Genomic DNA, 25796 nt, shown 5'->3' on the forward strand with positions numbered 1-25796 from the left:
ATCTGCGTTGAAACATAAATTCGTGTTCGCCCTGCTGTTCGTCAGCGCCGGTGTTTACGCCGCCCCACCTACCTTGGAGCCACTGCTCAACAGCATCGCCGAACGCCTGGAGATTGCCGATCAGGTGGCCTTGAGCAAATGGGACAGCCACAAACCCGTCGAAGACAAAAACCGCGAGCAGGAAGTGATCGCCAGCGTCGTCGCCCAAGCCCCGAGCTACAAGCTTGACCCCGCCGCCGCCGAGCAGTTTTTCTCGGCACAGATCGAAGCGAACAAACTGGTGCAATACACCCACCTGTCCGACTGGCAGTTCCAGGGTAAAGCCCCAGACGAGCCGCGCCCGGACCTGATCAAGCAGATTCGCCCGCAGCTGGATGAGCTGCAAAAACGCCTGCTGCAACAACTGGCCGACTTCACCCCGCACCGTGCCGATCCACAGTGCCCCCAATGGCTGGCCACCGCCGTGCATGAGCCGCTGAATGATCCGCTGCGCCAACTGGCAATGATCCGCGCCACCGCCGAACTCTGCATCTACAAAGGTTAATGACTGCAAACCCGGTAAAAATGTGGGAGCAAGCCCCTTCCCACATTTGGACTGTATGCATTCAGGGCCATCTCTGGCAGCTTCCTGAACAACCTTCACAAAACCGCACTATATTGGTGCGATAGGTTGCACCCTTACTCCAGCCACAGCCCATTTTGGTTCGAATCTTCCCGACAAAGCTGGCAGAACGCCACAGTTTCGCGCCACAAACCCCTATTTCAGGGCTTTAACGCTTCTTTTCGGAGCCTTGGTTTGGTTTTTGCATTTTCCTTGTATCAGCGTGTGCCTCAAGCCTGCGCCTTGCTCCAAAAGAGGTCCCGATGACCATCAGCGATGCACTGCACCGTTTGTTACTCGACAACCTGACCACCGCGACCATCCTGCTCAATGCCGACCTGCGCCTTGAGTACATGAACCCGGCGGCGGAGATGCTCCTGGCCATCAGCGGCCAGCGCAGCCATGGGCAGTTCATCAGCGAGCTGTTCACCGAGTCGGCCGAAGCCTTGAGCTCGTTGCGCCAGGCCGTGGAGCAGGCACATCCGTTCACCAAGCGCGAAGCGATGCTCACCGCCCTCACCGGCCAGACCCTGACGGTCGATTACGCCGTAACCCCCATTCTGAGCAATGGCGCCACGCTGCTATTGCTCGAAGTACACCCCCGCGACCGCCTGCTGCGCATCACCAAGGAAGAGGCGCAGCTGTCCAAGCAGGAAACCAGCAAGATGCTGGTGCGCGGCCTGGCTCACGAGATCAAGAACCCGCTCGGCGGGATTCGCGGCGCCGCGCAGCTGCTGGCCCGCGAGCTGCCCGAGGAGCATCTCAAGGACTACACCAACGTCATCATCGAAGAAGCCGACCGCCTGCGTAACCTGGTGGACCGGATGCTCGGCTCCAACAAGTTGCCGTCATTGGCGATGACCAACGTGCATGAGGTGCTGGAGCGCGTCTGCCAACTGGTCGAGGCCGAAAGCCAGGGCTGTATCACCCTGGTACGCGACTATGACCCAAGCATTCCCGATGTATTGATCGACCGCGAGCAGATGATCCAGGCGGTGCTCAATATCGTGCGCAACGCCATGCAAGCCATCAGCAGCCAAAACGAGCTGCGCCTGGGCCGCATCAGTTTGCGCACCCGCGCCCTGCGCCAGTTCACCATCGGCCATGTGCGCCATCGCCTGGTGACCAAGGTCGAGATCATCGACAACGGCCCCGGCATTCCCGCCGAACTGCAGGAAACCATCTTCTTCCCCATGGTCAGTGGCCGCCCGGACGGTACCGGGCTGGGCCTGGCCATTACCCAGAACATCATCAGCCAGCACCAGGGCCTGATCGAATGTGAGAGCCATCCCGGCCACACCACGTTCTCGATCTTCCTGCCATTGGAACAAGGAGCCCCCACGACATGAGCCGTAGTGAAACTGTCTGGATCGTCGATGACGACCGTTCTATCCGTTGGGTCCTGGAAAAAGCCTTGCAACAGGAAGGCATGACCACCCAGAGCTTCGACAGCGCCGACGGAGTGATGAGCCGCCTGGCACGCCAGCAGCCGGACGTGATCATCTCCGACATTCGTATGCCCGGCGCAAGCGGCCTGGACTTGCTGGCGCGCATCCGCGAGCAGCACCCGCGCTTGCCGGTGATCATCATGACTGCGCACTCGGACCTGGACAGCGCTGTCGCGTCCTACCAGGGCGGCGCCTTTGAATACCTGCCCAAGCCATTCGACGTGGATGAGGCGGTGGCGCTGGTCAAGCGCGCCAACCAGCACGCCCAGGAACAACAGAACCAGGAAGCCCCGCCAACCCTGACCCGCACCCCGGAAATCATCGGTGAAGCGCCGGCGATGCAGGAAGTGTTTCGCGCCATCGGGCGCTTGAGCCACTCCAACATCACTGTGCTGATCAATGGCGAGTCGGGCACCGGTAAAGAGCTGGTGGCCCATGCTCTGCACCGCCACAGCCCGCGTGCGGCCTCTCCGTTTATCGCGCTGAACATGGCGGCGATCCCCAAGGACCTGATGGAGTCCGAGCTGTTCGGCCATGAGAAAGGCGCGTTTACCGGCGCGGCCAACCTGCGGCGCGGGCGCTTTGAACAGGCCGACGGCGGCACGCTGTTTCTCGATGAGATCGGCGACATGCCGGCCGATACCCAGACCCGCTTGCTACGGGTGTTGGCGGACGGTGAGTTCTATCGTGTCGGCGGGCACACACCGGTCAAGGTTGATGTGCGCATCATTGCGGCCACCCACCAGAACCTCGAAACCCTGGTACACGCGGGCAAGTTCCGTGAGGACTTGTTCCACCGCCTCAATGTGATCCGCATCCATATCCCGCGCATGTCGGACCGCCGCGAAGACATCCCCACCCTCGCCCGCCACTTCCTCAGCCGCGCCGCCCTGGAGCTGGCCGTAGAGCCGAAGCTGCTGAAAAGCGAGACCGAGGAATACCTCAAGAACCTGCCGTGGCCCGGCAACGTGCGCCAGCTGGAGAACACCTGCCGCTGGATCACCGTAATGGCCTCCGGGCGTGAAGTGCATATCAGCGACCTGCCGCCTGAGCTGCTGAGCCTGCCGCAGGATTCGGCACCGGTAACCAACTGGGAACAAGCGCTGCGTCAATGGGCCGACCAGGCACTGGCGCGTGGCCAGTCGAACCTGCTGGACAGCGCCGTGCCGGCATTCGAGCGGATCATGATCGAGACCGCGTTGAAGCATACCGCCGGCCGTCGTCGCGATGCGGCCGTGCTACTGGGTTGGGGGCGCAATACCCTGACGCGCAAGATCAAGGAATTGGGGATGAAGGTAGATGGTGGGGATGATGATGAGGGTGATGAGGCCTGATCACACCTCCCAGTTCCACTGAAAGTCTAATGTGGGAGGGGGCTTGCTCCCGATAGCAGTAGTTCAGTCACCACATCTGTGTCTGACCCACCGCTATCGGGAGCAAGCCCCCTCCCACATTTGGATCTCTGCAATTCCACGACTGTGCACCGCTTCAATGCACCATGAACCGGCATCGGGCACGGGCTGGATACGTGGAAGACCGTTATCGCGGGACAACCCTCGCAAGCTGAAACCACCAAAGCCCCGGATTACGGGGCTTTGCGCTTTTTGGAAAAATTTTATGGGTGAAATTGCAAACTCTGGCACGCGCCCTGCAATAACCCTCGTACAACCCAGTTTCGGGGACCTTGGTACAGGCAGGCCGAGAATCCCCTCTTTAACACCGAAGCCTTAGGCTTCACCCCGTTTTGGGAGCCCTGGTACAGGCAGGCCGGGAACTCCCTCTTTTATTGCTCCTGGAGATGGACCTCCAGCCGCCAGCGGTCATCGACCTGCTCGCCTTTCCACTCCCCACGCAACGGTCGCGCCGCCACCAGGTTCAGCAGCAAACCGCCATCGGTCTTGCGCACACGCCAGTTCACGTCCTTGTCATTGACCTTGAGCTGCCCGCTGGCCGCCTTGCCCTGGGCGTCAAACAGCAGCGCCACGGTGCCGTCGATATGCTCACCGTGCAGCTTGGGCTCACGGTTGAACCACACCGCTACACCGTCGACAGCAGGCACCACCTCCAGTAACTGGACTGGGTCTGGCGTGGTCAGGCGACCGATCATCAAACCCACCATCAAGCCGACAATCGCCAACGAGCCCAAAACCCTCGGCAATAGCTTCGGCCTCGGGTCTTCTTCAGGGGTAGAATGCAGCGCATCTTTGCCTTCGGAGCCGTGCATGTTTCACGTCATCCTTTTTCAACCAGAAATTCCGCCGAATACCGGCAACGTTATCAGGCTGTGCGCCAACAGTGGCTGCCACCTGCATTTGATCGAGCCGTTGGGCTTCGACATGGACGACAAGCGCCTGCGCCGCGCCGGGCTGGACTACCACGAATACGCCACCCTCAAGCGTCACGCCGACCTGGCCAACTGCCTGGAAAGCTTGGGCCATCCACGCTTGTTTGCATTCACCACCAAGGGTTCGCGGCCATTTCACGACGCCAGCTTTGCCGAGGGCGATGCCTTCCTGTTCGGCCCGGAAAGCCGTGGCCTGCCGGCAGAGGTGCTCGACGCCCTGCCCGATGGCCATCGCCTGCGCTTGCCGATGCGTGAGGGCTGCCGCAGCCTGAACCTGTCCAACACCGTAGCCGTCGCCGTCTATGAAGGCTGGCGCCAGCTTGGCTTTAAATAACACCGCATAACAAATGTGGGAGGGGGCTTGCTCCCGATGGCGGAGTGTCAGTCGACATCTAAGTGACTGTTCCACCGCTATCGGGAGCAAGCCCCCTCCCACATTGAGTGCTGCGTCGGGTTCGAGATTACTGAACCGTCGGCGCGCCTTCCTGTTGCATGCGCTGCAGCTCTTGGGCGTACAGGGCATCGAAGTTCACCGGAGCCAGCATCAGTGCCGGGAACGAGCCACGGGTGACCAGGCTGTCCAGGGTCTCACGGGCGTACGGGAACAGGATGTTCGGGCAGAACGCGCCCAGGGTGTGGCTCATGGACGCTTCGTCCAGGCCCTGGATCAGGAAGATACCGGCCTGTTGCACTTCAGCGATGAAGGCCACTTCTTCGCCGTTCTTGACGGTGACCGACAGAGTCAGCACCACTTCGTGGAAGTCGCCTTCCAGGGCTTTCTGACGGGTGTTCAAGTCCAAGGCAACGCTTGGGGTCCATTCCTGACGGAAGATCGCCGGGCTTTTCGGCGCTTCGAACGACAGGTCACGCACGTAGATACGCTGCAGCGAAAATTGTGGGCCTTGGTCTTGCGCTGCTTCGGTGTTCTGTTGATCAGTCATCGCAGATCCTTCTTTATCTTGGGGTTCTTAAGGGGTTAGCAGTCAGACGGACAGCAGCGCATCAAGTTTACCGGCGCGCTCCAGGGCGAACAGGTCATCGCAACCACCGATGTGCTTGGCGCCGATCCAGATCTGCGGGACCGACGTGCGGCCGGCCTTCTGGGCCATTTCGGCACGCACCTGGGGCTTGCCATCGACCTTGATCTCTTCGAAGGCAACACCCTTTTTCTCAAGCAGGGCCTTGGCCCGCATGCAGTAAGGGCACCAATCGCTGGAATACACGACAACCTTATTCATGTCACTTCACCAACGGCAGGTTATCGCCACGCCAGCTGCTGATACCACCTGACAGCTTGGCGGCGGTGAAGCCGGTCTTGAGCATCTCGCGGGCGTGGGTGCCGGAGTGCTGGCCTTGGGCGTCGACCAGAATGATGGTCTTGGCCTTGTATTTTTCCAGCTCGGCCAGGCGTGCAATCAGCTTATCCTGCGGGATGTTAAGGGCACCAACGATATGGCCGGCGGCATAATCCTTGGCCGGGCGAATATCGACGACAACGGCCTCATCCTTGTTGACCAGCGCGGTCAGCTCCGACGTGCTCAGGCTGCGACCACCGCGGCTCAGTTCATGTGCGATCAGCAACGCCAGCAGGATGACGAAGGCACCCACGAGCAGGTAGTGGGCAGTGGCAAATGCAATCAGGTGATCAACCATCAAGGAGGTTCCAGGGCGTTAAAATGGCGGTAAGTATACACAGCCGCCAAGGAGGGCCAACCCCCGTAAAGCGGTGACGCGCTCGGAACTTCGCTTTAAACTGCCACTCCCTTTTCCATTGTCTTCCTTTATTACCGCCGCGAGAGGATCTATGACTACCACGCCTAAACCTTTGGTCCTGATAATTCTCGATGGCTTCGGACACAGTGAAAGCCACCACGACAACGCCGTGTACTCGGCCAACAAGCCCGTGCTGGACCGCCTGAGCGCTACCGTCCCCAACGGATTGATCTCCGGTTCCGGCATGGACGTGGGCCTGCCGGACGGCCAGATGGGCAACTCGGAAGTCGGCCACATGAACCTCGGCGCCGGACGAGTGGTATACCAGGACTTCACCCGCGTCACCAAAGCGATCCGCGATGGCGAGTTTTTCGAGAACCCGACCATCTGCGCCGCGGTGGATAAAGCCGTGGCCGCCGGCAAGGCCGTGCACTTCATGGGCCTGCTGTCGGATGGCGGTGTACACAGCCATCAGGACCATCTGGTGGCAATGGCCGAACTGGCCTTCAAGCGCGGCGCCGACAAGATCTACCTGCACGCCTTCCTCGACGGTCGCGACACCCCGCCGAAAAGCGCGCAATCATCCATCGAGCTGCTCGACACCACCTTCGCCGCCCTCGGCAAGGGCCGCATCGCCAGCCTGGTGGGCCGTTACTTCGCCATGGACCGCGACAACCGCTGGGACCGCGTGTCCCAGGCCTACAACCTGATCGTCGACGGCCAAGCCGAATTCAATGCCGCCACTGCCCAGGAAGGCCTGGAAGCGGCCTACGCCCGTGGCGAGAGCGATGAGTTCGTCAAGGCCACCACCATCGGCGAGCCGGTGAAGGTCGAAGACGGCGACGCCGTAGTATTCATGAACTTCCGCGCCGACCGTGCCCGCGAGCTGAGCCATGTGTTCGTCGATGAAGGTTTCAAGGACTTCGAGCGCGCACGCCAGCCGAAAGTCGAGTTCGTCATGCTCACCCAGTACGCCGCCAACATCCCGGCCCCGTCGGCGTTCGCCCCGGGCAGCCTGGAAAACGTGCTGGGTGATTACCTGGCGAAAAACGGCAAGACCCAGCTGCGCATCGCCGAGACCGAGAAGTACGCCCACGTGACGTTCTTCTTCTCCGGTGGCCGTGAAGAACCGTTCCCGGGCGAAGAGCGCATCCTGATCCCATCGCCAAAAGTCGCCACCTACGACCTGCAGCCGGAAATGAGTGCGCCGGAAGTCACCGACAAGATCGTCGATGCCATTGAGCATCAGCGTTATGACGTAATCGTGGTCAACTACGCCAACGGCGACATGGTCGGCCATAGCGGTAACCTGGAAGCGGCGGTCAAGGCCGTTGAATGCCTGGACCTGTGCGTTGGCCGCATTGTCGACGCGCTGGAAAAAGTCGGCGGCGAAGCGCTGATCACCGCCGACCATGGCAACTGCGAGCAGATGTCCGACGAGTCCACCGGTCAGGCGCATACCGCCCACACCACCGAGCCGGTGCCGTTCATCTACGTTGGCAAGCGCGACTTCAAAGTGCGTAATGGCGGCGTACTGGCGGATGTGGCGCCGACCATGCTGATGCTGATGGGGCTGGAGCAACCGAAGGAGATGACCGGGACCTCCATCCTGGTCTGATCCAAAGTACGCCACAAAACAGTGTGGGAGCGGGCTTGCCCGCGATAGCGGCTAATCAGTCGACATCTATGTCGCTGACCCACCGCAATCGCGGGCAAGCCCGCTCCCACATTGGTTTTGTGGTGTTTGATAGATGTCTTTTTGCCATACCACCGCCACTCGGCACCTATCTTGCCGTAACTCCCCAATTGGGCGTTTTTTTTGCAGCGCTTGGCGGGCATACTAGGCCGTCCTTTTCCCCTGGTGTCGCCCGCCTCTATGCTTCGCGCCTTGATAACCCTTGCTCTTGTCTGCCTGCTCCAACCGGCGTTTGCCGATGAGCGCGCACAAACCCAACAACAGTTGGACGCTACGCGTCAGGACATTACCGAGCTGAAAAAGCTGCTCGGCAAGCTCCAGGAAGAAAAATCCGGGGTGCAAAAAGACCTGCGCGGCACGGAAACCGAAATGGGCAAGCTTGAGAAGCAGGTCCAGGAGCTGCAAAAAGAACTAAAGAAGAGCGAGTCGGAACTGGAGCGACTCGACGCTGAGAAAAAAAAACTCCAGAGCGCACGCGTTGAACAGCAACGCCTGATCGCGATCCAGGCCCGTGCCGCCTACCAGAGCGGTCGCCAGGAATACCTCAAGCTGCTGCTCAACCAGCAGAACCCGGAAAAATTCGCCCGCACCCTCACCTATTACGATTACCTGAGCCAGGCGCGCCTGGCGCAATTGAAGGGTTTCAATGAAACCCTGCGCCAATTGGCCAATGTCGAGCAGGAAATTGCCGACCAGCAATCGCAACTGCTCGACCAGAAAAGCGCCCTCGACGTTCAGCGCGACCAGTTGGACAAGGTGCGCAAGGAGCGCCAGCAGGCCCTGGCCAAGCTCAACAGCGATGTAAAAGCCCGCGACGCCAAGCTCCAGGCCCGCGAGCAGGACCAGGCCGACCTGGCCAAAGTGCTCAAGACCATCGAAGAAACCCTGGCCCGCCAGGCACGCGAGGCCGAAGAAGCGCGGCAAAAAGCGCTGATCGCCCAGCAGGAAGCGGAAAAAAAGCGTCAGCGTGAGGCCGAACTGGCTGCCACCAGCGACGCGCCGGCACCGCGCAAACCCGCGCGCGCCAGCCCCGGCCCGCTGGTTTCCAGCAGCGGCGAGTCATTCGGCGGCCCTTTTGCTTCAGCGCGGGGCAAACTTCCATGGCCGGTTGATGGTCGACTATTGGCACGCTTTGGGGAAACCCGTGGCGATGACACCCGCGCCAAGTGGGATGGGGTGATGATCAGCGCCTCAGCCGGCAGCCAGGTCCATGCCGTTCACGGTGGGCGCGTGGTGTTTGCCGATTGGCTGCGGGGCGCCGGTTTACTGGTGATTCTCGACCATGGAAATGGCTATTTGAGCCTTTACGGCCACAATCAGACATTACTCAAGTCGGCAGGTGATGTTGTAAAAGCCGGTGAATCCATCTCCACTGTCGGTAACAGTGGCGGCCAGGACACCCCGGCGCTGTACTTCGCTATTCGTCAGCAGGGTCGCCCGAGCGATCCCGCACAATGGTGCCGTTCCCAAGGATAGGGCCGCATCTACATTAGGAGTTCGTTCGACATGCTGCATTTGTCCCGCCTCACTTCGCTGGCCCTGACGATCGCCCTGGTGATCGGCGCGCCTCTGGCTTTTGCCGACCAGGCTGCACCCGCTGCAATGGCCGCGACCACCAAGGCGCCGTTGCCGCTGGATGAGCTGCGCACCTTTGCCGAGGTCATGGACCGGATCAAGGCAGCGTATGTCGAACCCGTAGACGACAAGACCCTGCTGGAAAATGCCATCAAGGGCATGCTCAGCAACCTCGACCCGCACTCTGCCTATCTGGGCCCTGAAGATTTCGCCGAGCTGCAGGAAAGCACCAGCGGCGAGTTCGGTGGCCTGGGCATCGAAGTGGGCTCCGAAGACGGCCAGATCAAAGTGGTCTCGCCCATCGACGATACCCCTGCGTCCAAGGCCGGTATCCAGGCCGGCGACCTGATCGTGAAGATCAACGGCCAGCCGACCCGTGGCCAGAGCATGACCGAGGCCGTCGACAAGATGCGCGGCAAGCTCGGCCAGAAAATCACCCTGACCCTGGTACGCGACGGCGGCAACCCGTTTGACGTGACCCTGGCCCGCGCGACCATCACGGTCAAGAGCGTGAAGAGCCAGTTGCTGGAGTCGGGTTACGGCTACATCCGTATCACCCAGTTCCAGGTCAAGACCGGCGACGAAGTGGCCAAGGCCCTGGCCAAGCTGCGCAAAGACAATGGCAAGAAACTCAACGGCATCGTGCTCGACCTGCGCAACAATCCCGGCGGCGTGTTGCAGTCGGCAGTTGAGGTGGTCGACCACTTTGTCACCAAGGGCCTGATCGTTTATACCAAAGGCCGTATCGCCAATTCCGAACTGCGCTTCTCGGCCACCGGCAACGACCTGAGCGAAAACGTGCCACTGGCGGTGCTGATCAACGGCGGCAGTGCCTCGGCGTCGGAAATCGTCGCCGGCGCGCTGCAAGACCTCAAGCGCGGCGTGCTGATGGGCACCACCAGTTTTGGCAAAGGTTCGGTGCAGACGGTGTTGCCGTTGAACAACGAACGCGCATTGAAAATCACCACAGCGCTGTATTACACACCGAACGGCCGCTCGATCCAGGCCCAAGGCATCGTGCCGGACATCGAAGTGCGCAGGGCCAAGATCACCAACGAGATCGACGGCGAGTACTACAAGGAGGCCGACCTGCAGGGTCACCTGGGCAATGGCAACGGCGGCGCCGACCAGCCTACCGGCAGTGGCGCCAAGGCCAAGCCGATGCCGCAGGACGATGACTACCAACTGGCCCAGGCACTGAGCCTGCTCAAGGGCCTGAGCATCACGCGCAGCCGTTGATCATGCGTTTTGCCCTGATCATCGCTGTGCTGTGCAGCCTGGCAGGGGTCGCTCACGCGGCCCCTGCCGGCGAACCCCACAAAGCCTACCTGACTCTCATCATCGACGACCTGGGGCAAAACCTGCCGCGCGATCGCCGTGTACTTGCGCTGCCCGGCCCGGTGACCACCGCGATCATGCCCGACACGCCCCATGCCGCCGAATTCGCCCGCGAGGCGCACAAGGCCGGCAAGATCGTGATCCTGCACATGCCCATGGACCCGGCCACCGGCCCCTTCGCCTGGCACCCCGAGCTACCGGTGGAAGAACTCGGCAAGCGCCTGGACGCCGCGTTCCAGGCTGTGCCCTATACCGCCGGCATCAACAACCACATGGGCAGCCGCATGACCGCGCAGCCGCAGGCGATGGCGTGGTTGATGGCCGAGCTACAACGGCGCCACAAGTTCTTCGTGGACAGCCGCACCAGCGCGCAGACCGTCGCAGCCGCCGAGGCGCAGAAAATCGGCTTGGCGCATGTTTCGCGGGATGTGTTCCTCGATGACGAACGCACCGAGGCAGCAATTACCACCCAACTGCAAACCGCAATCAAGCTGGCGCATAAGCAGGGTTCGGCGGTGATGATCGGGCACCCTTACCCACAGACCCTGGCGGTGCTGGAGCGCGAGCTGCCCAAGCTCAAGGCCCAGGGTATCGACTGGATCGATATCAAGCTGATGATCAGCGTGCGCAGTAATCGGGCCATGAGTGCCCACGGCAAAAACGGCATTTACCGCTAAATGAAGGCAGCGAAGATCCAATGTGGGAGGGGGCTTGCCCCCGATGGCGGTGTGTCAGCTGAAAATGTATTGGCTGATCTACTGCTATCGGGGGCAAGCCCCCTTCCACATTTTGACCGCGTTTATTCTGCGCAACTGCCAACTTCAGAGGTAACGCGCCATGATTTCGTCTACACGACCGCTCTTGCGTAACTCATCCAGCGCCGCCTGGAGCTTGGCGACCACCTCATCAGGCACTTCCCTGTTCAACGCCAAATAAAGCTGCGCACTGTTGAACCGCAACACCGTCTTGAGCCCGTTCACACCAACCTGGCGCGCCAGGTAACGCCCGGCGGGATCGCCGGTGGCCCACAGGTCGATCTGGCCGTCCATGAGCTTTTGCGCATTGTCCTGATCGCGCAGAGCGACAATCGGATTAAGCCCCTGTTTCCCCAAGGTTTCCGCAATCGCATCGCCCTTGTAAGCGCCGATCTTGTAGCGGCGGGCTTGCTCAAGCTCGTTGAGCTGGATTGTGCTGTCGGCCTTGGCCAGTAATACCCAATCGTCCGGCCCGATGGGGCCGACCCATTTGAACAAGGCTTCACGGTCCGGCAGCCGCGCCATCACAAATACACCGTAACCAGGCTTTTCCAGGGCGAGTTTGTAGATTCGCTCCCAAGGAAAACGCAACGTAAGGTTGTAGGAAATGCCGGCGCGCTGGAAGGTTTCGCGCACAATGTCCACGGCGATGCCTTCGATGTTCTCGTCCTTGGCGAAGTTCTTGCCGTTTTTCGCCATGTTGTAGGGCGGGAAATTTTCCGTCAGCAGCACCAGAGAGGCGTCAGACGGCTCTTCGGCTTGGGCCGTACCAGCCATGAGCAGCGAGGTACTGGCAAGGGCGAGCAGCAGGTGTTTGAACATGAAGGCTACCGGAATCCATGGCAAGCGCAGAGAGTGCCGCGAGCCTGCCATGGTGTCCAGCAGCGTTTAGCGAACGACGATACCGCGCGCTGCCATGTAGGCCTTGGCCTCGGGTACGGTGTATTCACCAAAGTGGAAAATACTCGCCGCCAGCACTGCGCTGGCATGGCCTTCGATAACACCGTCGGCCAAATGCTGCAGGTTACCGACGCCACCGGAGGCGATCACCGGGATACCCAGTGCATCGCTGATAGCGCGGGTCACGCCCAGGTCGAAGCCGTTTTTCATGCCGTCCTGGTCCATGCTGGTCAGCAGGATTTCACCGGCGCCCAAGCCTTCCATCTTCATCGCCCACTCCACCGCGTCCAGCCCGGTAGGTTTGCGCCCGCCGTGAGTGAAGATCTCCCAGCGCGGGGTTTCGCCCGGGCCGGAGACCTTCTTGGCGTCGATGGCGACCACGATGCACTGCGAGCCAAAGTGTTGCGCGGCTTCACCGACGAACTCGGGGTTGAATACCGCGGCAGTATTGATCGAGACCTTGTCCGCGCCGGCATTGAGCAGGTTGCGGATGTCTTGCACAGTGCGCACGCCACCGCCCACGGTCAGCGGAATAAACACCTGGCTGGCCATGCGCTCGACGGTATGCAATGTAGTGTCGCGGCCATCGACGCTGGCCGTGATGTCGAGAAAGGTAATCTCGTCGGCACCTTGCTCATCGTAGCGACGGGCGATTTCCACCGGGTCGCCGGCATCGCGGATGTTCTCGAACTTGACGCCCTTGACCACCCGACCGTTGTCGACGTCCAGGCAAGGGATGATGCGTTTGGCCAGCGCCATGGTCAGTCCTCAGCCGTTGTAGGCGTCGCAGTAAGCCTGGGCTTGCGCAACGTCCAGGGTGCCTTCGTAAATCGCACGGCCAGTGATGGCGCCGATGATGCCAGGCGCCTTGGCGTCCAGCAGCGACTTGATGTCACCCAGGTTGTGAATGCCGCCGGAAGCGATCACCGGAATCTTCGTGGCCGCTGCCAAGGCTGCGGTGAACGGCACATTGCAGCCCTGCATCATGCCGTCTTTGGCGATATCGGTATAAACAATGGCGGACACGCCGTCGGCTTCGAACCGCCTGGCCAGGTCGATCACCTGCACGGTGCTGATCTCAGCCCAGCCGTCGGTAGCAACGAAGCCGTCTTTGGCATCCAGGCCAACGATGACCTTGCCAGGAAACGCACGGCAGGCTTCGGCGACGAAGGCCGGGTCTTTCACGGCCTTGGTGCCGATGATCACGTAGCTCACGCCAGCTTTGACGTAATGCTCGATGGTTTCCAGGGAGCGAATGCCGCCGCCGATCTGGATCGGCAGGTTCGGGTAGCGCTTGGCAATCGCGGTGACCACCTCACCATTGACCGGCTGGCCTTCGAAGGCACCGTTCAAGTCCACCAGATGCAAACGACGGCAGCCACCTTCCACCCATTTGGCGGCCATGCTCACCGGGTCGTCGGAGAACACCGTGGAATCTTCCATGCGGCCCTGGCGCAGGCGTACACAAGCGCCGTCCTTGAGATCGATAGCGGGGATAATCAGCATCTGGCAAACCTTATTCGATATTCAGCAATGCTTGGGAAATCAGGGCTTCTCAAGCGACCACAAGTCGCTTTCGATGCTTTCGAACCTTTCCTTAAGGAGCGTCTGCGTGTCGAAAATCGCCCTGTTGTAATAGTGCGGTGCCACTTCGGTGGTGAACAGCTCAAGAATCTCGGCGACCTCGAACGAGCCCAGCTTGAGCTCGAAGCGGTCTTCCATGAAACGCTTGATCTTGTCGGTTGCCTCACGCTCCTGCTCGGGCGTGAGGTTCAAGATCGGCGGCTTCGGTTTCCTGGCCATTTACCAGCGACCATCCCACGCGGCGAAGTTCTGCAGCAATTGCAGGCCATGGGTATGGCTCTTTTCCGGGTGGAATTGCACGGCAAAACGTGAACCTTCGGCCAGCGCTGCGGCGAAGTCGACACCATAGTGCCCGCCACCCACCACCTGGCACGGGTTACCGGCAGCGATGTAGTAGCTGTGCACGAAGTAGAAACGCGCCATGTCCGGGATTTCGTGCCACAGCGGGTGGTCGACGGTGCGGCGCACCTCGTTCCAGCCCATGTGCGGGACCTTCAAATGCTCACCGTCTTCATGCAAGTCTTTGCCGAAGAACTTCACCTGGCCGGGAAACATACCGATGCAATCGACGCCGCCGTTCTCCTCACTGCTGTCGAGCAAGGCTTGCATGCCGACGCAGATACCGAGGAATGGACGATCCTGGCTGACCTCGCGCACCAGGCTGTCAAAGCCCAGGCGGCGGATTTCGGCCATGCAATCGCGAATCGCGCCAACACCGGGGAACACCACACGGTCGGCTTCGCGAATCACGTTGGCATCGCTGGTGATCAGCACCTTGCCGGCGCCTACGTGCTCGAGGGCCTTGGCCACTGAGTGCAGGTTGCCCATGCCGTAGTCGATAACCGCGACCGTCTGCATTACAGGACGCCCTTGGTCGACGGCATTTGCCCGCCCATGCGCTCATCGACTTCCACAGCCATGCGCAATGCGCGGCCGAAAGCCTTGAACACGGTTTCGATCTGGTGGTGGGTGTTGGTGCCGCGCAGGTTGTCGATATGCAGGCTGACCAGTGCGTGGTTGACGAAGCCCTGGAAGAATTCCTGGAACAGGTCCACATCAAAGCCACGGCCCACGTTGGCGCGGGTGTAGGGCACGTGCATCTGCAGGCCTGGGCGGCCGGAGAAGTCGATCACCACACGCGACAGCGCTTCATCCAGCGGAACATAGGCATGACCGTAGCGACGGATGCCTTTCTTGTCGCCGATGGCCTTGGCAAATGCCTGGCCGAGGGTTATGCCCACGTCTTCCACCATGTGGTGGTCGTCGATGTGCAGGTCGCCCTTGCCGACGATATCCAGGTCGATCAGCCCATGACGGGCGATCTGGTCCAGCATGTGCTCAAGAAAAGGGACACCGATATCAAATCGGGCCTTTCCGGTGCCATCCAGGTTGATCGAGGCTTTGATCTGGGTTTCCAGAGTGTCGCGCTCGACAGACGCCTTACGTTCGGCCATCACCAGCTCCGCAAAATCATTGGGCGAAAAAGGCAGCCATTATAGGGGCGCGGGCGCCAAACAGAAACATCGAAGGGGATAAGACTGACGGCGTGTCGGGGTTAGACATGTGCATACATGCATAACCAATGTGGGAAGGGGCTTGCTCCCGATAGCGGTAGATCAGTCAACAATGCACTGACTGATGCGCCGCCATCGGGAGCAAGCCCCCTCCCACAAGGGTTTTGCAGTGTTAGTGGAACAGTACCGCGGTTTTCTGCAGGGTCACCCACACACCCCACGCCAACGGAATACCCACCACCAGCCACGCGGCAATCGCCAACGGCTTGCTGGCGGCGGAGGCCTTCCACTCCAGCACGGTGGACGCATCGGCACCCTTGTCATGCCCGAGCGCCTGTTCGGCGGCCAGTTCGGCATCGGTCATGAAGTACTTGTCGGCCACCGGGCGTACCAGCAGGTTGCAGATGAAACCCAGCACCAGCAGACCGGCAAGGATGTACAAGGTGATGTCATACGCCGCGGCGCGTTCAACGCCGATGCTCAGCTGATATTCACGCAGGTAGTTCACCAGTACCGGCCCCAACACGCCCGCAGCAGCCCAGGCGGTCAGCAGGCGACCATGAATAGCACCGACCATCTGGGTACCGAACAAGTCGGCCAGGTAAGCCGGAACCGTCGCAAAACCACCGCCGTACATCGAGAGGATGATGCAGAACGCCGCCACGAACAGCGCCACGTTGCCCAGATGCCCTAGGTTCGGGATCAGCGCGTACAGGGCAAAGCCCAGGGCGAAGAACACAAAGTAGGTATTCTTACGTCCCAGGTAGTCGGAGAACGACGCCCAGAAGAACCGGCCACCGATGTTGAACAGGCTCAACAGGCCGGTAAAACCAGCGGCAATGGCTGCAATGGAGGCAAGCTGACCGGCATCCAGCTGGCCAAATGGCACATCGACACCCAGCAACTTGCCGCCGAACACTTCCTGCAACAGTGGCGAGGCCATGCCGAGGATACCGATACCGGCCGATACGTTCAGGCACAACACCAGCCATACCAGGCGGAATTGCGGGGTTTTCCACGCGACATTCACATGCACGTGGCGATGAGTGATCATCGCATTGCTGGCTTTTTTCGCCGGCGCGGTCCAGCCCTCAGGCTTCCAGCCGGTCGGCGGAACGCGATACAGCAGTGCGCCACCGATCATGAACACGAAGTAAATCGCCGCCATGACCACAAAGCTCTGCCATACACCTACGCTGGTCGGCGAAGAGAAATGGCCCATCAGTGCCGCAGCCAGGGGCGCACCCACCATCGCGCCGCCGCCAAAGCCCATGATCGCCATGCCGGTAGCCATGCCGCGCTTGTCCGGGAACCACTTGATCAAGGTCGAAACGGGCGAGATATAGCCCAGGCCCAGGCCGATACCGCCAATGACACCGGAGCCGATCCACATCAGCCAGATCTGGTGGGTATAGATGCCCAGCGCCGAGATCAGCAGGCCACCGCACCAGCACAACGCCGAGACCACACCTGCCTTGCGTGGCCCGGCATGTTCGAGCCAGCCGCCCCAGATCGCGGCCGAGCAGCCCAGAAAGATGAAGAACAAGGTGTAGATCCAGCCCAGCATGGAGATGGGCCAGTCGCATTGGGACGAGAAGACCTGGGCGATAAAGCTCATGTCTGGCGCGCAGGCGACCGGTGCGGTGATACCCAGCGCTTTGGACAACGGCAGCCAAAACACCGAGAAGCCGTAGGCCATGCCGATGCACAGGTGGATGGCCAGGGCGGCCGGTGGAACCAGCCAGCGGTTGAACCCCGGCTTGGCGATGATGCGCTCCTTGGACAGGAACGCAGGCTGTGCGGCGGCGGTGCCGGCCACAGTGCTAGTGCTCATTGGTGTTTCCCCCAGTTATTGGTATGCGTCCGTCAGGCGCTCTCCTCCTCGGCCTTGCACGCAAAGCGTGGCCGTTTTTTTGAGTGAAGCTCCATTTAAAGCGCGACGATACGTCGCAGAAGGCGGACGAACGTGCAGAGATTAGCATCAGTGGATGACAGAAAAATCAAACTGCCACTACCTTTTTTGGATTATCTGTACTTTTCTGACGTCAAAATCCCATTTCCGAGCCCCTGGATACAATGTAACGATCCGTGAACTGACGCAGGCCGTCGGGCGTTATACTCTTCGGCTAAATTTTGAAATCGACATACAAGGACTCGCCCATGAAAGCGTTCGGCAAAATCCTGGGTCTGGTACTTCTCGGGCTGTTGCTGATCATTGTGGCGCTCGGCTTTGCCCTGACCCACCTCTTCGATCCCAACGACTACAAAGAAGAAATTCGCCAGATAGCCCGCGACAAGGCCCACATCGAGCTGACGCTCAATGGCGATATCGGCTGGAGCCTGTTCCCCTGGCTGGGCCTGGAGTTGCACGAGGCCAGCGTCGCGACCCTGACCGCACCGACTCAACCTTTCGCCGATTTGCAGATGCTCGGCCTGTCGGTACGCGTACTGCCGCTACTGCGCCGCGAAGTGCAGATGAGCGATGTGCGTGTCGAGGGCCTGAACCTGCGCCTGAACCGCGACAAGCAGGGCCATGGCAACTGGGAAGACATCGGCAAGAACGTACCCGATGCGACTGCCGAGGCCCCCGCAGCCGCGCCTGCGCCAGTGGAACCGGTGGCTGAAACCAAGCCGGAGAAACCGCCACAACCGATCCGCCTGGACATCGACAGCCTGACCATCAACAACGCTCGCGTTGAATACACCGATGAACAGACCGGCAAGCAATTGAGTGCCGAGAGCATCCAGTTGAGCGCCGGGGCCATCCACGAGGGCGCCAGCATTCCGCTCAAACTCACCGCGTTCCTGGGCAGCAACCAGCCACTGATGCGCGTCAAGACCGAGCTGAACGGCAACTTGCGCATCCAGCGTGCCCTCAAGCGCTACCAGTTCGAAGACATGCGCCTGAGCGGCGAAGCCACCGGCGAGCCGCTGCAAGGCAAGACCGTGAGTTTCTCCACCCAGGGCCAATTGTTGGTGGATCTGGCGGCCAACGTCGCCGAATGGACCAACCTGAAACTGTCGGCCAACCAGTTGCGCGCCTTGGGCGAACTGAAGGTCAACGACCTGGACAAGACCCCGCAGGTCAGTGGTGCGTTGTCTGTGGCCCAGTTCGATCTGGCCAAGTTCCTTGAGAGCGTCGGCCACCCGCTGCCGGCCATGGCCCCTGGCAGCCTGAGCAAGGTCGAGCTGGTGAGTCGCCTCAAGGGCACGCCCACCAGCGTCGCCCTGGAAAACCTGAACCTGAAACTCGACGAAAGCACCTTCAGCGGCCGTGTCGCTGTCGATGATTTCGCCAAGCAGTCGCTGCGCGTACAGCTCAAGGCCGATACCTTCAATGCCGACAACTACTTGCCGGCCAAATCAGAAGCAGCCAAAGGCGCAACCGCCGCTCGCCAGGCCGAAGTGCAGAACAGCGAGGCCGGTGCGATGGCAGCCGGCGGCAACACGCCACTGCCGGACGCCCCGACCAAAGGCGCCTGGAGCACCGACAAGCTGCTGCCGCTGACCCGCCTGCGCAGCCTGGATATCGACGCCGACCTTGCGTTCGGCCAATTGACCCTGAGCCAGCTGCCGATCCAGAACGCGGCGCTGAAAGCCTCCGGCATCGACGGCCAGCTCAAGCTCGACACCCTGAGCGGTGGTCTCTACAACGGTACCTTCCAGGCCAATGGCACGCTCGATGTGCGCCAGGATCTCCCGCTTCTGGCCATGCAAACCCATATCAAGCAAGTACCGGTTGAGAAAATCCTGCAGGCCCAGGGGAAGAACCCGCCGGTCAAAGGCCAGGTCACCCTGGACAGCAACCTGACCGGGCGTGGCAACAGCCAGAAGGCGTTGATCGACAGCCTCAACGGCACCGCCAGCTTTGTGATCAATAACGGTGTGTTGCTCAACGCCAATATCGAGCAACAGGTCTGCACCGGTATCGCCCTGCTCAACCGCAAGACCCTGGCCAGCACGCCACCGGGCAAGGACACCCCCTTCCAGGAACTGCGCGGCAACCTGACGTTGCGTAACGGCGTGGCCAGCAACCCTGACCTGAAAGTGCGTATCCCGGGGCTGACGGTCAATGGCAACGGCGATGTCGACTTGCGCGTGCTGGGCATGGACTACCGCGTCGGCATCATTGTCGAAGGCGACAAGCGCGAGGTGCCGGACCCGGCCTGCCAGGTCGGCGCCAACTTCCAGGGCATTGAAGTGCCGCTGCGCTGCCGTGGCCCGCTGGAGCTTGGCGCCAAGGCCTGCCGTCTGGACAAGGACGGCCTGGGCCAGGTCGCCCTCAAGGCTGCCGGCAATCGCCTGAACGAGAAGCTGGAGGAGAAGCTCGACAAGGTTAATCCCAAGCTCAAAGACGCATTGAAAGGCCTGTTCAACCGATGAGAAACGAGCAGTTTTCAGCGGCGGTACTCGATTGGTACGACCGCCACGGCCGTCATGACCTGCCCTGGCAACAGGGCATCACCCCGTACCGGGTGTGGGTGTCGGAGATCATGCTGCAACAGACCCAGGTCAGCACTGTGCTCAATTACTTCGACCGGTTCATGGCATCCCTGCCGACGGTCGAAGCCCTAGCCGCCGCACCGGAAGACGAAGTGCTGCACCTGTGGACCGGCCTGGGCTACTACACCCGGGCGCGCAACCTGCAGAAGACCGCCAAGATCGTGGTGAACGAGTACGGCGGCGAGTTTCCCCGCGATGTGGAAAAACTCACCGAGCTGCCCGGCATCGGCCTGTCCACCGCTGGCGCGATTGCCAGCCTGAGCATGGGCCTGCGCGCGCCGATCCTCGACGGCAACGTCAAGCGCGTGCTGGCGCGCTTTACCGCCCAAGAGGGTTACCCGGGCGAGCCCAAAGTGGCCAAGCAGCTGTGGGCCACCGCAGAGCGCTTTACACCCTTTGAGCGCGTCAACGCCTACACCCAGGCGATGATGGACATGGGCGCCACGCTTTGCACCCGCAGCAAACCCAGCTGCCTGCTGTGCCCGCTGGAAAAAGGCTGCGAAGCCCACATGCTCGGCCTGGAGACGCGTTACCCGATCCCCAAACCGCGCAAGACTATCCCGCAAAAGCGCACGCTGATGCCCATGCTGGCGAACGCCGAGGGCGCGATCCTGCTTTACCGTCGCCCTTCCACGGGCCTGTGGGGCGGTTTGTGGAGCTTGCCCGAGCTGGATGACCTGAGCGACCTCGACCACCTGGCCAACCAGCACGCACTCGCACTGGGCAAGCATCAGGAACTGCCGGGGTTGATCCACACCTTCAGCCACTTCCAGCTGGCTATCGAACCCTGGCTGGTCCAGGTCGAGGAATCCGCCCATCACGTGGCCGAGGCCGACTGGCTCTGGTATAACCTCGCCACCCCGCCGCGCCTGGGCCTTGCCGCTCCGGTGAAAAAACTGCTGAAGCGCGCGGCCGACGTATTGAACGCAGGAGTTTCGTCATGACCCGCACCGTTATGTGCCGCAAGTACAAAGAAGAACTGCCAGCCCTGGAACGCCCTCCGTACCCAGGTGCCAAGGGCCAGGACATCTACGACCATGTCTCCGCCAAAGCCTGGGGTGACTGGCTGAAACACCAGACCCTGCTGATCAACGAAAAACGCCTGAACATGATGAACGCCGAAGACCGCAAATACCTGGCCGGTGAAATGGACAAGTTCTTTTCCGGCGAGGAATACGCCCAAGCCGAAGGCTACGTGCCACCTGCTCAATAATTGATCAAAAACCGGGGTCGACACGTAAGCGACGGTAATAATTAAATATTTTTTGAAAACTTGCTTGACGACCCCCTGAAAAACCCGTTTAATGCGCCCCGTTGCCCAGATAGCTCAGTCGGTAGAGCAGGGGATTGAAAATCCCCGTGTCGGCGGTTCGATTCCGTCTCTGGGCACCAAAATACCGAAAAACCCCAAGGAACAATGTTTCTTGGGGTTTTTTATTGCCTGCGATTTAATGGGCTCTGGATCACCCTGGACCCGGATGCCGAGCAGGAGCGCTTTGACTCAGGCAATCAGGATACCGGCACCGACCAAGTCAATCGGCAAAGCCGTCGAGGGAGTGAGCCTTCCAAGCGCCTGGATTTGAAATACTCTGTGGCGCCAGATAGTACGGATGCAAAAAATGCTCAAGGAAATATGTATGAAGTATTGCTGGATCGCACTTGCCCTGCTGCTTGGCGCCTGCGCAAGAACCCCTTCCCCAGAGCAACTGGCAGAACAGCAGCTATGGGAACAACAGTTGATAAGCCATATACAACTGTTCAAATTTTACCCGGCAAACGCCCAGGCGCAGGGGCTGGAAGGCCAGGTCAATATTGAATTCATCATCGATGCCCACGGCAACTTGTTGCGTCAGCGCGTCATCAGTCACTCAGGCTCTGAGCTTTTTGTTGCTGCCGTGCAGGTATCTCTTCCAGCAGCATCGCCAATGCCTGCTCCGCCTGCGTCAGTTCTCAAGGATGGTGAAGTCGAGGTGCGCGCACCCTTTGTGTTTTGCCTGACCCCATCCTGCGCGGGCTAAGCTAAGCCCCAGAGCGATTGAGGCTTGTTTTTCACTGGCTTCAATCGTCCACCCTTTACCCCATTCACAGCTGTAAGGTTTCTTTCATGACACGCCTCTTGCTCTGCTCGCTATTACTGCTGACTGCACTACTCAGTGGATGCGCCACGCAAATGGACGTAGCGATCAACGCGACACCCGATCCGGACTATCACTTCGACCGCCAGGCAACCGTACTGGTGACGTCTGTCGGGGGCAGCGACGAAAACGCACTCAATGCCCGGTATTACCTGCGCGACATGGTCAGCGCCATGAAGGACCAGGGCTTTCGCAATGTCTTTACCGACACCACGCTGCCCAAGAACCATGCACCGATCAAAATGACCATCACCCTTGATGTCGAAAGCAAGCAGGTCACTTACCGCTACACCGCTACCGAGTATGGCCAGGTGGCAAACAGCACCACCACGCAGTGCAAGAAGAATAAGAAAAAGACCGACCAACTGACCTGCACCAGCACCCCGAACACCTCCTATGGCCCGGTAGGCACATCGGAACGCACCGGCTACACCACCCTCACCACCTTCCGGGCTACCGCTCGGGACGAGGCGAGCAGGCGCGCCGTGTACGTGCTTCGAGTATCGTCCTATAACGACGATTGCCAGGCGGCCAAGGTCGAAGCCTTCCTGGTGCAGCAGGGCCTGCAGAACCTGAACTTCCAGGACCGCGTGCAGCGCAATTACACGGTGACGATGCCTGAGGGGTATCGCTGCAAATAGCTTGCTCCCGTCCGGATACAGCTTGGGCACCCTGACCAAAGCCAACCGGACCTAGTTTCATTTGGGATGTTTTTCACTTATCCGAACTGTTTTTTTGAGATAGTGTAGGGTCTCATCAGGCCCCTAACGCCTTCCCTACGGGCATCAAATCAGCCTGCTTTCGAGATAATCAAAATATCAATTGGAGATACTTTCCATATGCCCGAGTTTGCTCATCACGATCTGGAGCTATTGAACCCCTCGTTCGACTCGGGCCTGGTTGATGTTCTGAGCGAGCTGGAACACCTGCGCCGCCTGCAACTGGGTGGCGATACACCGCCTGCTGTTTTTTTCCAGTTGAAAGCCCTGTTTCATACGCTGGAAAGCCTGGGCTCTGCACGTATCGAGGGCAACCACACGACACTGGCCGACTACATCGAAAGCAAAGTCGAAGGGGCAGCCGAGGCTTCAGATCCGTTGCGGGAAATTGCGAATATCGAAAAGGCCATGGACTACGTCGAAAGCATCATGCAGACCGGCGCTGATCTCACGGAGTTTGCGATTCGAGAGCTTCACTCAATCACCGTCCAGGGACTGCAACGCGAAGGTGATCGTACGCCAGGTGCTTACCGCGAGTCCGGGGTCAGCATTGCCCAGTCCGATCACCTCCCGCCCGAGGCGGTGATGGTGCCAGGCTACATGCAAGAACTCGTCGCCTTTGTGAATAAGCAGGATGCCCCCAAGTACGATCTGATGAAAGTCGCGCTGGCCCACCACCGGTTTGGCTGGATCCACCCATTTGGCAACGGCAATGGCCGCGTCGTGCGCCTTCTGACGTACGCAATGTTGATGAAGTACGGCTTCAACGTGAGCGCTGGCGGCCGAGTCCTGAATCCGACGGCAGTCTTCTGTATCGACCGCGAAAAGTATTACTCGATGCTTTCCACCGCTGACACAGGCACCAAGGAAGGCCTTGAGGCTTGGTGTACGTATGTGCTGGCAGGCATTAGAGATGAATTAGAGAAAGTCAGCAGGCTGACGGACTACCGCTACCTGACCAGGCACATTCTTGCCCCCACCATTGCATTGGCGAAAGACCGCGCATGGATAACGCCTCTTGAAGAGAAAATTCTGAGCACGGCGATCCAACTGAAGGTGGTCAAGTCGGGCGATATCGCTGACGCTCTACCGACACTGTCCGCCGCCCAAAGAACCTATCAAATAAAAAAACTGGTCGACCAAGGGATGCTGCTTCCCATCAGTCCAGGCGCTCGGCAGTACACAATCGGGTTCTCAAATAATTATTTGATCAGAGGGGTTATCAAATCCCTGCGCGAAGAAGGCTTTATCCCTGAGCAGCTGGACAAACCTTATCCATGAGGAGGCCCGCCAAGTTGCCCCCTCACTTCAGCAAAAACACCATCAACGGATTGTCATTCAGCCGCCCCGCAAAGCTTGGCGCCAATTGCTCCACCGGCGAGCCCTTCAACAGCGCAGTCTCCTTGCGCGGCACAATCACCCAGGATGGCCGGGGCAGCTCACTCAGTTTCTCAAGCTGGTGACGCCCGACAAACAGTGGCTGCTCATCGTGATCCAGGTTCATCATGTAGCGCACCGCCCAGGTGTCCCGGGCCAGGTCGACAAACACCAAAGGGCCAGGCTGCGACTCACGCAGTGCCTCCACCTGGCTGACAAACCGTCGGGTGTCGAATTGCAGGTCCTTGGCCGGTTCTATCACCGCTACCAGCAGCAACCATTGCGCCGCCAGTGCGATCACGCTGAGCCATACCAAACGCAACGGCCGGCGCCAGGCAATCAACGCCGCGAGTTGCAACACCACCAACGCACCAATCATCAGCGGCAGGGAGATATCCGGCCAATAGCCCTGCTTGTGCCAGGCGTTCCGACACACAAACAACACAACCACGCACAACGCCGGTAACGCTGCGACAAGCCCTTCGTAACAACGGCGCACGCCCAACAGCCAGCCTTGCGCCTGGAGCAGCCCATAGGCCGCGACAGCCGCAAACATCGGCACCATCGGCAAGATGTAATAAGCGCGCTTGAAGTGCGGCACCGACAACCCGAGCAGAATCATCAAGCCACACGCCCCGAGGCGCACCAGCAGTTGCAGCTGCCCGTCGACCCAGCGCTCCGGCCAGCGATGGCGCAGCGCGACCAGAGTGGCTAACGCCAGCGGCACCACCGGGAAGTAACGGTACAAACTCAGCTGGAAATAGAAATAGAACGGCTCACCGGACTCATCCAGGCGCCCGCCGACCTGCATCCTGAACACTTCATCAGCAAAGGCATCACCGCCACTCAATCGCGCAAGCTTCATCAGCAGCCACCAGCACACTGCTAGCAGCACCAGGCCGATAACGCCGTGGATCAGGACTTGCCGGACGCGTTCGCCCGGCCTGCCCAGCGCCCAATACACGCACACCACCCCACAGACCTCAATCAACCCCAGGGGGCCACGAATCGCAAAGGCCAGGACGAACAACGGGAACACCGCCAATTGCCGCAGCCGCGACCCCAGGCGCTCGCCACTGTGCAGCAGATAGAAACTGCCGACACACAGCAGCGCGATCATCTGGTCCAGGCAGACCGAACGCGATTTTTCGAGCAACTGGGTGGTGAGCAGCGTCAGCAGCACCGTCAAAAATGCCCATGGGCGACTGAACGGCGCCAGCAGGCGGTACATCAGTGCGATCACACCGGCCGATGCAAGCGCGGTGGGCAGCACATTCGCCAGGTGGTTCGGCGCATCAAACCAGCGAGCGAATACAAAACTGAAGAAGGTCGCGGTGCCTGGGTAGTCCGCGTAAGGCTGACCGTAAGTGGTGGGGAAAAAACTGGCGCCGTGGCGAAACATTTCCTGCATGAACAACGCCCAACGCCCATCAAAGCCCTGGGGCTGCTGATCCCAGATCCCCAACGTGAACAACAACAGGGCGATCAGAAAGAGGCCCAAGGACTCCAGGCGAAAACGGTTGCGATGATCCATCGGGTGACCTGTCAGGTGGGAAGCGCTGGCGTATGGTGCCGAGCACTGCCCTGAATAGCG

Annotated in this window: 26 protein-coding genes and 1 tRNA gene; 15 read left to right on the plus strand and 12 right to left on the minus strand. The window is 60.2% G+C overall.

What is annotated here, in order from left to right:
* Positions 1-7: 7 nt before the first annotated feature.
* The 3 genes from E3O56_RS15025 (at position 8) to ntrC (ending at position 3383) form a co-directional block, all read left to right on the plus strand.
* Positions 8-544, plus strand: a complete 537-nt coding sequence (locus tag E3O56_RS15025) for a chorismate mutase (RefSeq protein WP_032878353.1) — start codon at positions 8-10, stop codon at positions 542-544.
* 320 nt (positions 545-864) lie between these two features.
* Positions 865-1950 carry a nitrogen regulation protein NR(II) gene (glnL, locus tag E3O56_RS15030; protein WP_005783937.1) on the plus strand — a complete coding sequence of 362 codons (1086 nt, stop codon included), beginning with the start codon at positions 865-867 and terminating at the stop codon, positions 1948-1950.
* Positions 1947-3383: a nitrogen regulation protein NR(I) gene (gene ntrC, locus E3O56_RS15035; protein ID WP_003187806.1), complete on the plus strand. Its 1437-nt coding sequence runs from the start codon at positions 1947-1949 to the stop codon at positions 3381-3383. Before glnL ends, ntrC begins: the two co-directional genes overlap by 4 nt.
* 449 nt (positions 3384-3832) lie before the next feature.
* Here the strand turns inward: ntrC and E3O56_RS15040 are convergent, their stop codons facing one another.
* Positions 3833-4273, minus strand: coding sequence for a hypothetical protein (locus tag E3O56_RS15040; protein WP_078820069.1), 441 nt, complete (start codon positions 4271-4273; stop codon positions 3833-3835).
* On the opposite strand from E3O56_RS15040, the gene E3O56_RS15045 reads away from it, so the two are divergent.
* Complete coding sequence (locus E3O56_RS15045) at positions 4272-4727, plus strand: tRNA (cytidine(34)-2'-O)-methyltransferase (RefSeq protein WP_248128481.1); 456 nt, start codon at positions 4272-4274, stop codon at positions 4725-4727. The genes E3O56_RS15040 and E3O56_RS15045 overlap by 2 nt on opposite strands.
* 127 nt (positions 4728-4854) lie before the next feature.
* Here E3O56_RS15045 and secB read toward each other — a convergent pair whose 3' ends face one another.
* From secB to E3O56_RS15060, 3 genes are read right to left on the minus strand one after another with little or no spacing between them, the layout of a single operon-like run.
* A complete protein-coding gene (secB, locus tag E3O56_RS15050) occupies positions 4855-5334 on the minus strand; it encodes a protein-export chaperone SecB (RefSeq protein WP_005783933.1) in 480 nt (159 codons plus the stop codon).
* A gap of 42 nt (positions 5335-5376) precedes the next feature.
* The gene (gene grxC / locus E3O56_RS15055) at positions 5377-5631 is read right to left on the minus strand and encodes a glutaredoxin 3 (protein WP_078820067.1); all 255 of its coding nucleotides are present in this window, start codon (positions 5629-5631) and stop codon (positions 5377-5379) included.
* A 1-nt stretch (position 5632) separates the two neighbouring features.
* Positions 5633-6046, minus strand: coding sequence for a rhodanese-like domain-containing protein (locus E3O56_RS15060; protein WP_003187796.1), 414 nt, complete (start codon positions 6044-6046; stop codon positions 5633-5635).
* Positions 6047-6197: 151 nt separating this feature from the next.
* On the opposite strand from E3O56_RS15060, the gene gpmI reads away from it, so the two are divergent.
* From gpmI to E3O56_RS15080, 4 genes are all read left to right on the plus strand, one after another.
* The gene (gpmI, locus tag E3O56_RS15065; protein WP_148853058.1) at positions 6198-7724 is read left to right on the plus strand and encodes a 2,3-bisphosphoglycerate-independent phosphoglycerate mutase; all 1527 of its coding nucleotides are present in this window, start codon (positions 6198-6200) and stop codon (positions 7722-7724) included.
* A gap of 258 nt (positions 7725-7982) precedes the next feature.
* Positions 7983-9278, plus strand: a complete 1296-nt coding sequence (locus tag E3O56_RS15070; protein ID WP_005783927.1) for a murein hydrolase activator EnvC — start codon at positions 7983-7985, stop codon at positions 9276-9278.
* 30 nt (positions 9279-9308) lie between these two features.
* Positions 9309-10616, plus strand: coding sequence for a S41 family peptidase (locus E3O56_RS15075; protein WP_248128482.1), 1308 nt, complete (start codon positions 9309-9311; stop codon positions 10614-10616).
* A gap of 2 nt (positions 10617-10618) precedes the next feature.
* Complete coding sequence (locus E3O56_RS15080; RefSeq protein WP_216090616.1) at positions 10619-11392, plus strand: divergent polysaccharide deacetylase family protein; 774 nt, start codon at positions 10619-10621, stop codon at positions 11390-11392.
* 144 nt (positions 11393-11536) lie between these two features.
* Here the strand turns inward: E3O56_RS15080 and E3O56_RS15085 are convergent, their stop codons facing one another.
* From E3O56_RS15085 to E3O56_RS15115, 7 genes are all read right to left on the minus strand, one after another.
* On the minus strand, positions 11537-12292 hold the full coding sequence (locus tag E3O56_RS15085) for an ABC transporter substrate-binding protein (protein WP_248128483.1): 756 nt from the start codon (positions 12290-12292) through the stop codon (positions 11537-11539).
* Between the two features lie 66 nt (positions 12293-12358).
* Positions 12359-13129 carry an imidazole glycerol phosphate synthase subunit HisF gene (gene hisF / locus E3O56_RS15090; RefSeq protein WP_003171107.1) on the minus strand — a complete coding sequence of 257 codons (771 nt, stop codon included), beginning with the start codon at positions 13127-13129 and terminating at the stop codon, positions 12359-12361.
* Positions 13130-13138: 9 nt separating this feature from the next.
* On the minus strand, positions 13139-13876 hold the full coding sequence (gene hisA / locus E3O56_RS15095) for a 1-(5-phosphoribosyl)-5-[(5-phosphoribosylamino)methylideneamino]imidazole-4-carboxamide isomerase (protein WP_248128484.1): 738 nt from the start codon (positions 13874-13876) through the stop codon (positions 13139-13141).
* 39 nt (positions 13877-13915) lie between these two features.
* A complete protein-coding gene (locus E3O56_RS15100; RefSeq protein WP_032878360.1) occupies positions 13916-14173 on the minus strand; it encodes a DUF2164 domain-containing protein in 258 nt (85 codons plus the stop codon).
* Complete coding sequence (hisH, locus tag E3O56_RS15105; RefSeq protein WP_032878362.1) at positions 14174-14812, minus strand: imidazole glycerol phosphate synthase subunit HisH; 639 nt, start codon at positions 14810-14812, stop codon at positions 14174-14176.
* Positions 14812-15408 carry an imidazoleglycerol-phosphate dehydratase HisB gene (gene hisB, locus E3O56_RS15110; RefSeq protein ID WP_003187781.1) on the minus strand — a complete coding sequence of 199 codons (597 nt, stop codon included), beginning with the start codon at positions 15406-15408 and terminating at the stop codon, positions 14812-14814. Before hisB ends, hisH begins: the two co-directional genes overlap by 1 nt.
* A gap of 232 nt (positions 15409-15640) precedes the next feature.
* Positions 15641-17302 (minus strand): OFA family MFS transporter, encoded by a 1662-nt coding sequence (locus tag E3O56_RS15115; protein ID WP_005783912.1) that lies wholly within the window; start codon positions 17300-17302, stop codon positions 15641-15643.
* A gap of 326 nt (positions 17303-17628) precedes the next feature.
* On the opposite strand from E3O56_RS15115, the gene E3O56_RS15120 reads away from it, so the two are divergent.
* From E3O56_RS15120 to E3O56_RS15150, 7 genes are all read left to right on the plus strand, one after another.
* Entirely contained in the window at positions 17629-19851 is a 2223-nt protein-coding gene (locus tag E3O56_RS15120; protein ID WP_228309245.1) for an AsmA family protein, read from the plus strand.
* Positions 19848-20915, plus strand: coding sequence for an A/G-specific adenine glycosylase (gene mutY, locus E3O56_RS15125; protein WP_248128485.1), 1068 nt, complete (start codon positions 19848-19850; stop codon positions 20913-20915). Before E3O56_RS15120 ends, mutY begins: the two co-directional genes overlap by 4 nt.
* Positions 20912-21184 carry an oxidative damage protection protein gene (locus E3O56_RS15130; protein WP_017529562.1) on the plus strand — a complete coding sequence of 91 codons (273 nt, stop codon included), beginning with the start codon at positions 20912-20914 and terminating at the stop codon, positions 21182-21184. The genes mutY and E3O56_RS15130 overlap by 4 nt, the downstream gene beginning before the upstream one ends.
* A 103-nt stretch (positions 21185-21287) precedes the next feature.
* Positions 21288-21363, plus strand: a tRNA-Phe gene (locus E3O56_RS15135).
* Between the two features lie 227 nt (positions 21364-21590).
* Positions 21591-21989, plus strand: a complete 399-nt coding sequence (locus tag E3O56_RS15140) for a TonB family protein (protein WP_236648040.1) — start codon at positions 21591-21593, stop codon at positions 21987-21989.
* Between the two features lie 86 nt (positions 21990-22075).
* Complete coding sequence (locus tag E3O56_RS15145) at positions 22076-22747, plus strand: hypothetical protein (protein ID WP_005783902.1); 672 nt, start codon at positions 22076-22078, stop codon at positions 22745-22747.
* Positions 22748-22945: 198 nt separating this feature from the next.
* The gene (locus tag E3O56_RS15150) at positions 22946-24106 is read left to right on the plus strand and encodes a Fic family protein (RefSeq protein ID WP_032878370.1); all 1161 of its coding nucleotides are present in this window, start codon (positions 22946-22948) and stop codon (positions 24104-24106) included.
* Between the two features lie 22 nt (positions 24107-24128).
* Here the strand turns inward: E3O56_RS15150 and E3O56_RS15155 are convergent, their stop codons facing one another.
* Positions 24129-25736: a membrane protein gene (locus tag E3O56_RS15155; RefSeq protein ID WP_032878371.1), complete on the minus strand. Its 1608-nt coding sequence runs from the start codon at positions 25734-25736 to the stop codon at positions 24129-24131.
* Positions 25737-25796: the final 60 nt, after the last annotated feature.

This window comes from Pseudomonas sp. W2Aug9 (assembly GCF_023127755.1).
In the GTDB taxonomy this organism is placed as follows: domain Bacteria; phylum Pseudomonadota; class Gammaproteobacteria; order Pseudomonadales; family Pseudomonadaceae; genus Aquipseudomonas; species Aquipseudomonas synxantha_A.

Excerpts from the sequence above, each read along its gene's own strand:
- glnL (WP_005783937.1), top strand. The coding sequence starts at position 865 with ATGACCATCAGCGATGCACTGCACCGTTTGTTACTCGACAACCTGACC.
- ntrC (WP_003187806.1), top strand. The coding sequence starts at position 1,947 with ATGAGCCGTAGTGAAACTGTCTGGATCGTCGATGACGACCGTTCTATC.
- E3O56_RS15045 (WP_248128481.1), top strand. The coding sequence starts at position 4,272 with ATGTTTCACGTCATCCTTTTTCAACCAGAAATTCCGCCGAATACCGGC.
- E3O56_RS15040 (WP_078820069.1), bottom strand. The coding sequence starts at position 4,273 with ATGCACGGCTCCGAAGGCAAAGATGCGCTGCATTCTACCCCTGAAGAA.
- secB (WP_005783933.1), bottom strand. The coding sequence starts at position 5,334 with ATGACTGATCAACAGAACACCGAAGCAGCGCAAGACCAAGGCCCACAA.
- grxC (WP_078820067.1), bottom strand. The coding sequence starts at position 5,631 with ATGAATAAGGTTGTCGTGTATTCCAGCGATTGGTGCCCTTACTGCATG.
- E3O56_RS15060 (WP_003187796.1), bottom strand. The coding sequence starts at position 6,046 with ATGGTTGATCACCTGATTGCATTTGCCACTGCCCACTACCTGCTCGTG.
- gpmI (WP_148853058.1), top strand. The coding sequence starts at position 6,198 with ATGACTACCACGCCTAAACCTTTGGTCCTGATAATTCTCGATGGCTTC.
- E3O56_RS15070 (WP_005783927.1), top strand. The coding sequence starts at position 7,983 with ATGCTTCGCGCCTTGATAACCCTTGCTCTTGTCTGCCTGCTCCAACCG.
- E3O56_RS15075 (WP_248128482.1), top strand. The coding sequence starts at position 9,309 with ATGCTGCATTTGTCCCGCCTCACTTCGCTGGCCCTGACGATCGCCCTG.
- E3O56_RS15080 (WP_216090616.1), top strand. The coding sequence starts at position 10,619 with ATGCGTTTTGCCCTGATCATCGCTGTGCTGTGCAGCCTGGCAGGGGTC.
- E3O56_RS15085 (WP_248128483.1), bottom strand. The coding sequence starts at position 12,292 with ATGTTCAAACACCTGCTGCTCGCCCTTGCCAGTACCTCGCTGCTCATG.
- hisF (WP_003171107.1), bottom strand. The coding sequence starts at position 13,129 with ATGGCGCTGGCCAAACGCATCATCCCTTGCCTGGACGTCGACAACGGT.
- hisA (WP_248128484.1), bottom strand. The coding sequence starts at position 13,876 with ATGCTGATTATCCCCGCTATCGATCTCAAGGACGGCGCTTGTGTACGC.
- E3O56_RS15100 (WP_032878360.1), bottom strand. The coding sequence starts at position 14,173 with ATGGCCAGGAAACCGAAGCCGCCGATCTTGAACCTCACGCCCGAGCAG.
- hisH (WP_032878362.1), bottom strand. The coding sequence starts at position 14,812 with ATGCAGACGGTCGCGGTTATCGACTACGGCATGGGCAACCTGCACTCA.
- hisB (WP_003187781.1), bottom strand. The coding sequence starts at position 15,408 with ATGGCCGAACGTAAGGCGTCTGTCGAGCGCGACACTCTGGAAACCCAG.
- E3O56_RS15115 (WP_005783912.1), bottom strand. The coding sequence starts at position 17,302 with ATGAGCACTAGCACTGTGGCCGGCACCGCCGCCGCACAGCCTGCGTTC.
- E3O56_RS15120 (WP_228309245.1), top strand. The coding sequence starts at position 17,629 with ATGAAAGCGTTCGGCAAAATCCTGGGTCTGGTACTTCTCGGGCTGTTG.
- mutY (WP_248128485.1), top strand. The coding sequence starts at position 19,848 with ATGAGAAACGAGCAGTTTTCAGCGGCGGTACTCGATTGGTACGACCGC.
- E3O56_RS15130 (WP_017529562.1), top strand. The coding sequence starts at position 20,912 with ATGACCCGCACCGTTATGTGCCGCAAGTACAAAGAAGAACTGCCAGCC.
- E3O56_RS15140 (WP_236648040.1), top strand. The coding sequence starts at position 21,591 with ATGCTCAAGGAAATATGTATGAAGTATTGCTGGATCGCACTTGCCCTG.
- E3O56_RS15145 (WP_005783902.1), top strand. The coding sequence starts at position 22,076 with ATGACACGCCTCTTGCTCTGCTCGCTATTACTGCTGACTGCACTACTC.
- E3O56_RS15150 (WP_032878370.1), top strand. The coding sequence starts at position 22,946 with ATGCCCGAGTTTGCTCATCACGATCTGGAGCTATTGAACCCCTCGTTC.
- E3O56_RS15155 (WP_032878371.1), bottom strand. The coding sequence starts at position 25,736 with ATGGATCATCGCAACCGTTTTCGCCTGGAGTCCTTGGGCCTCTTTCTG.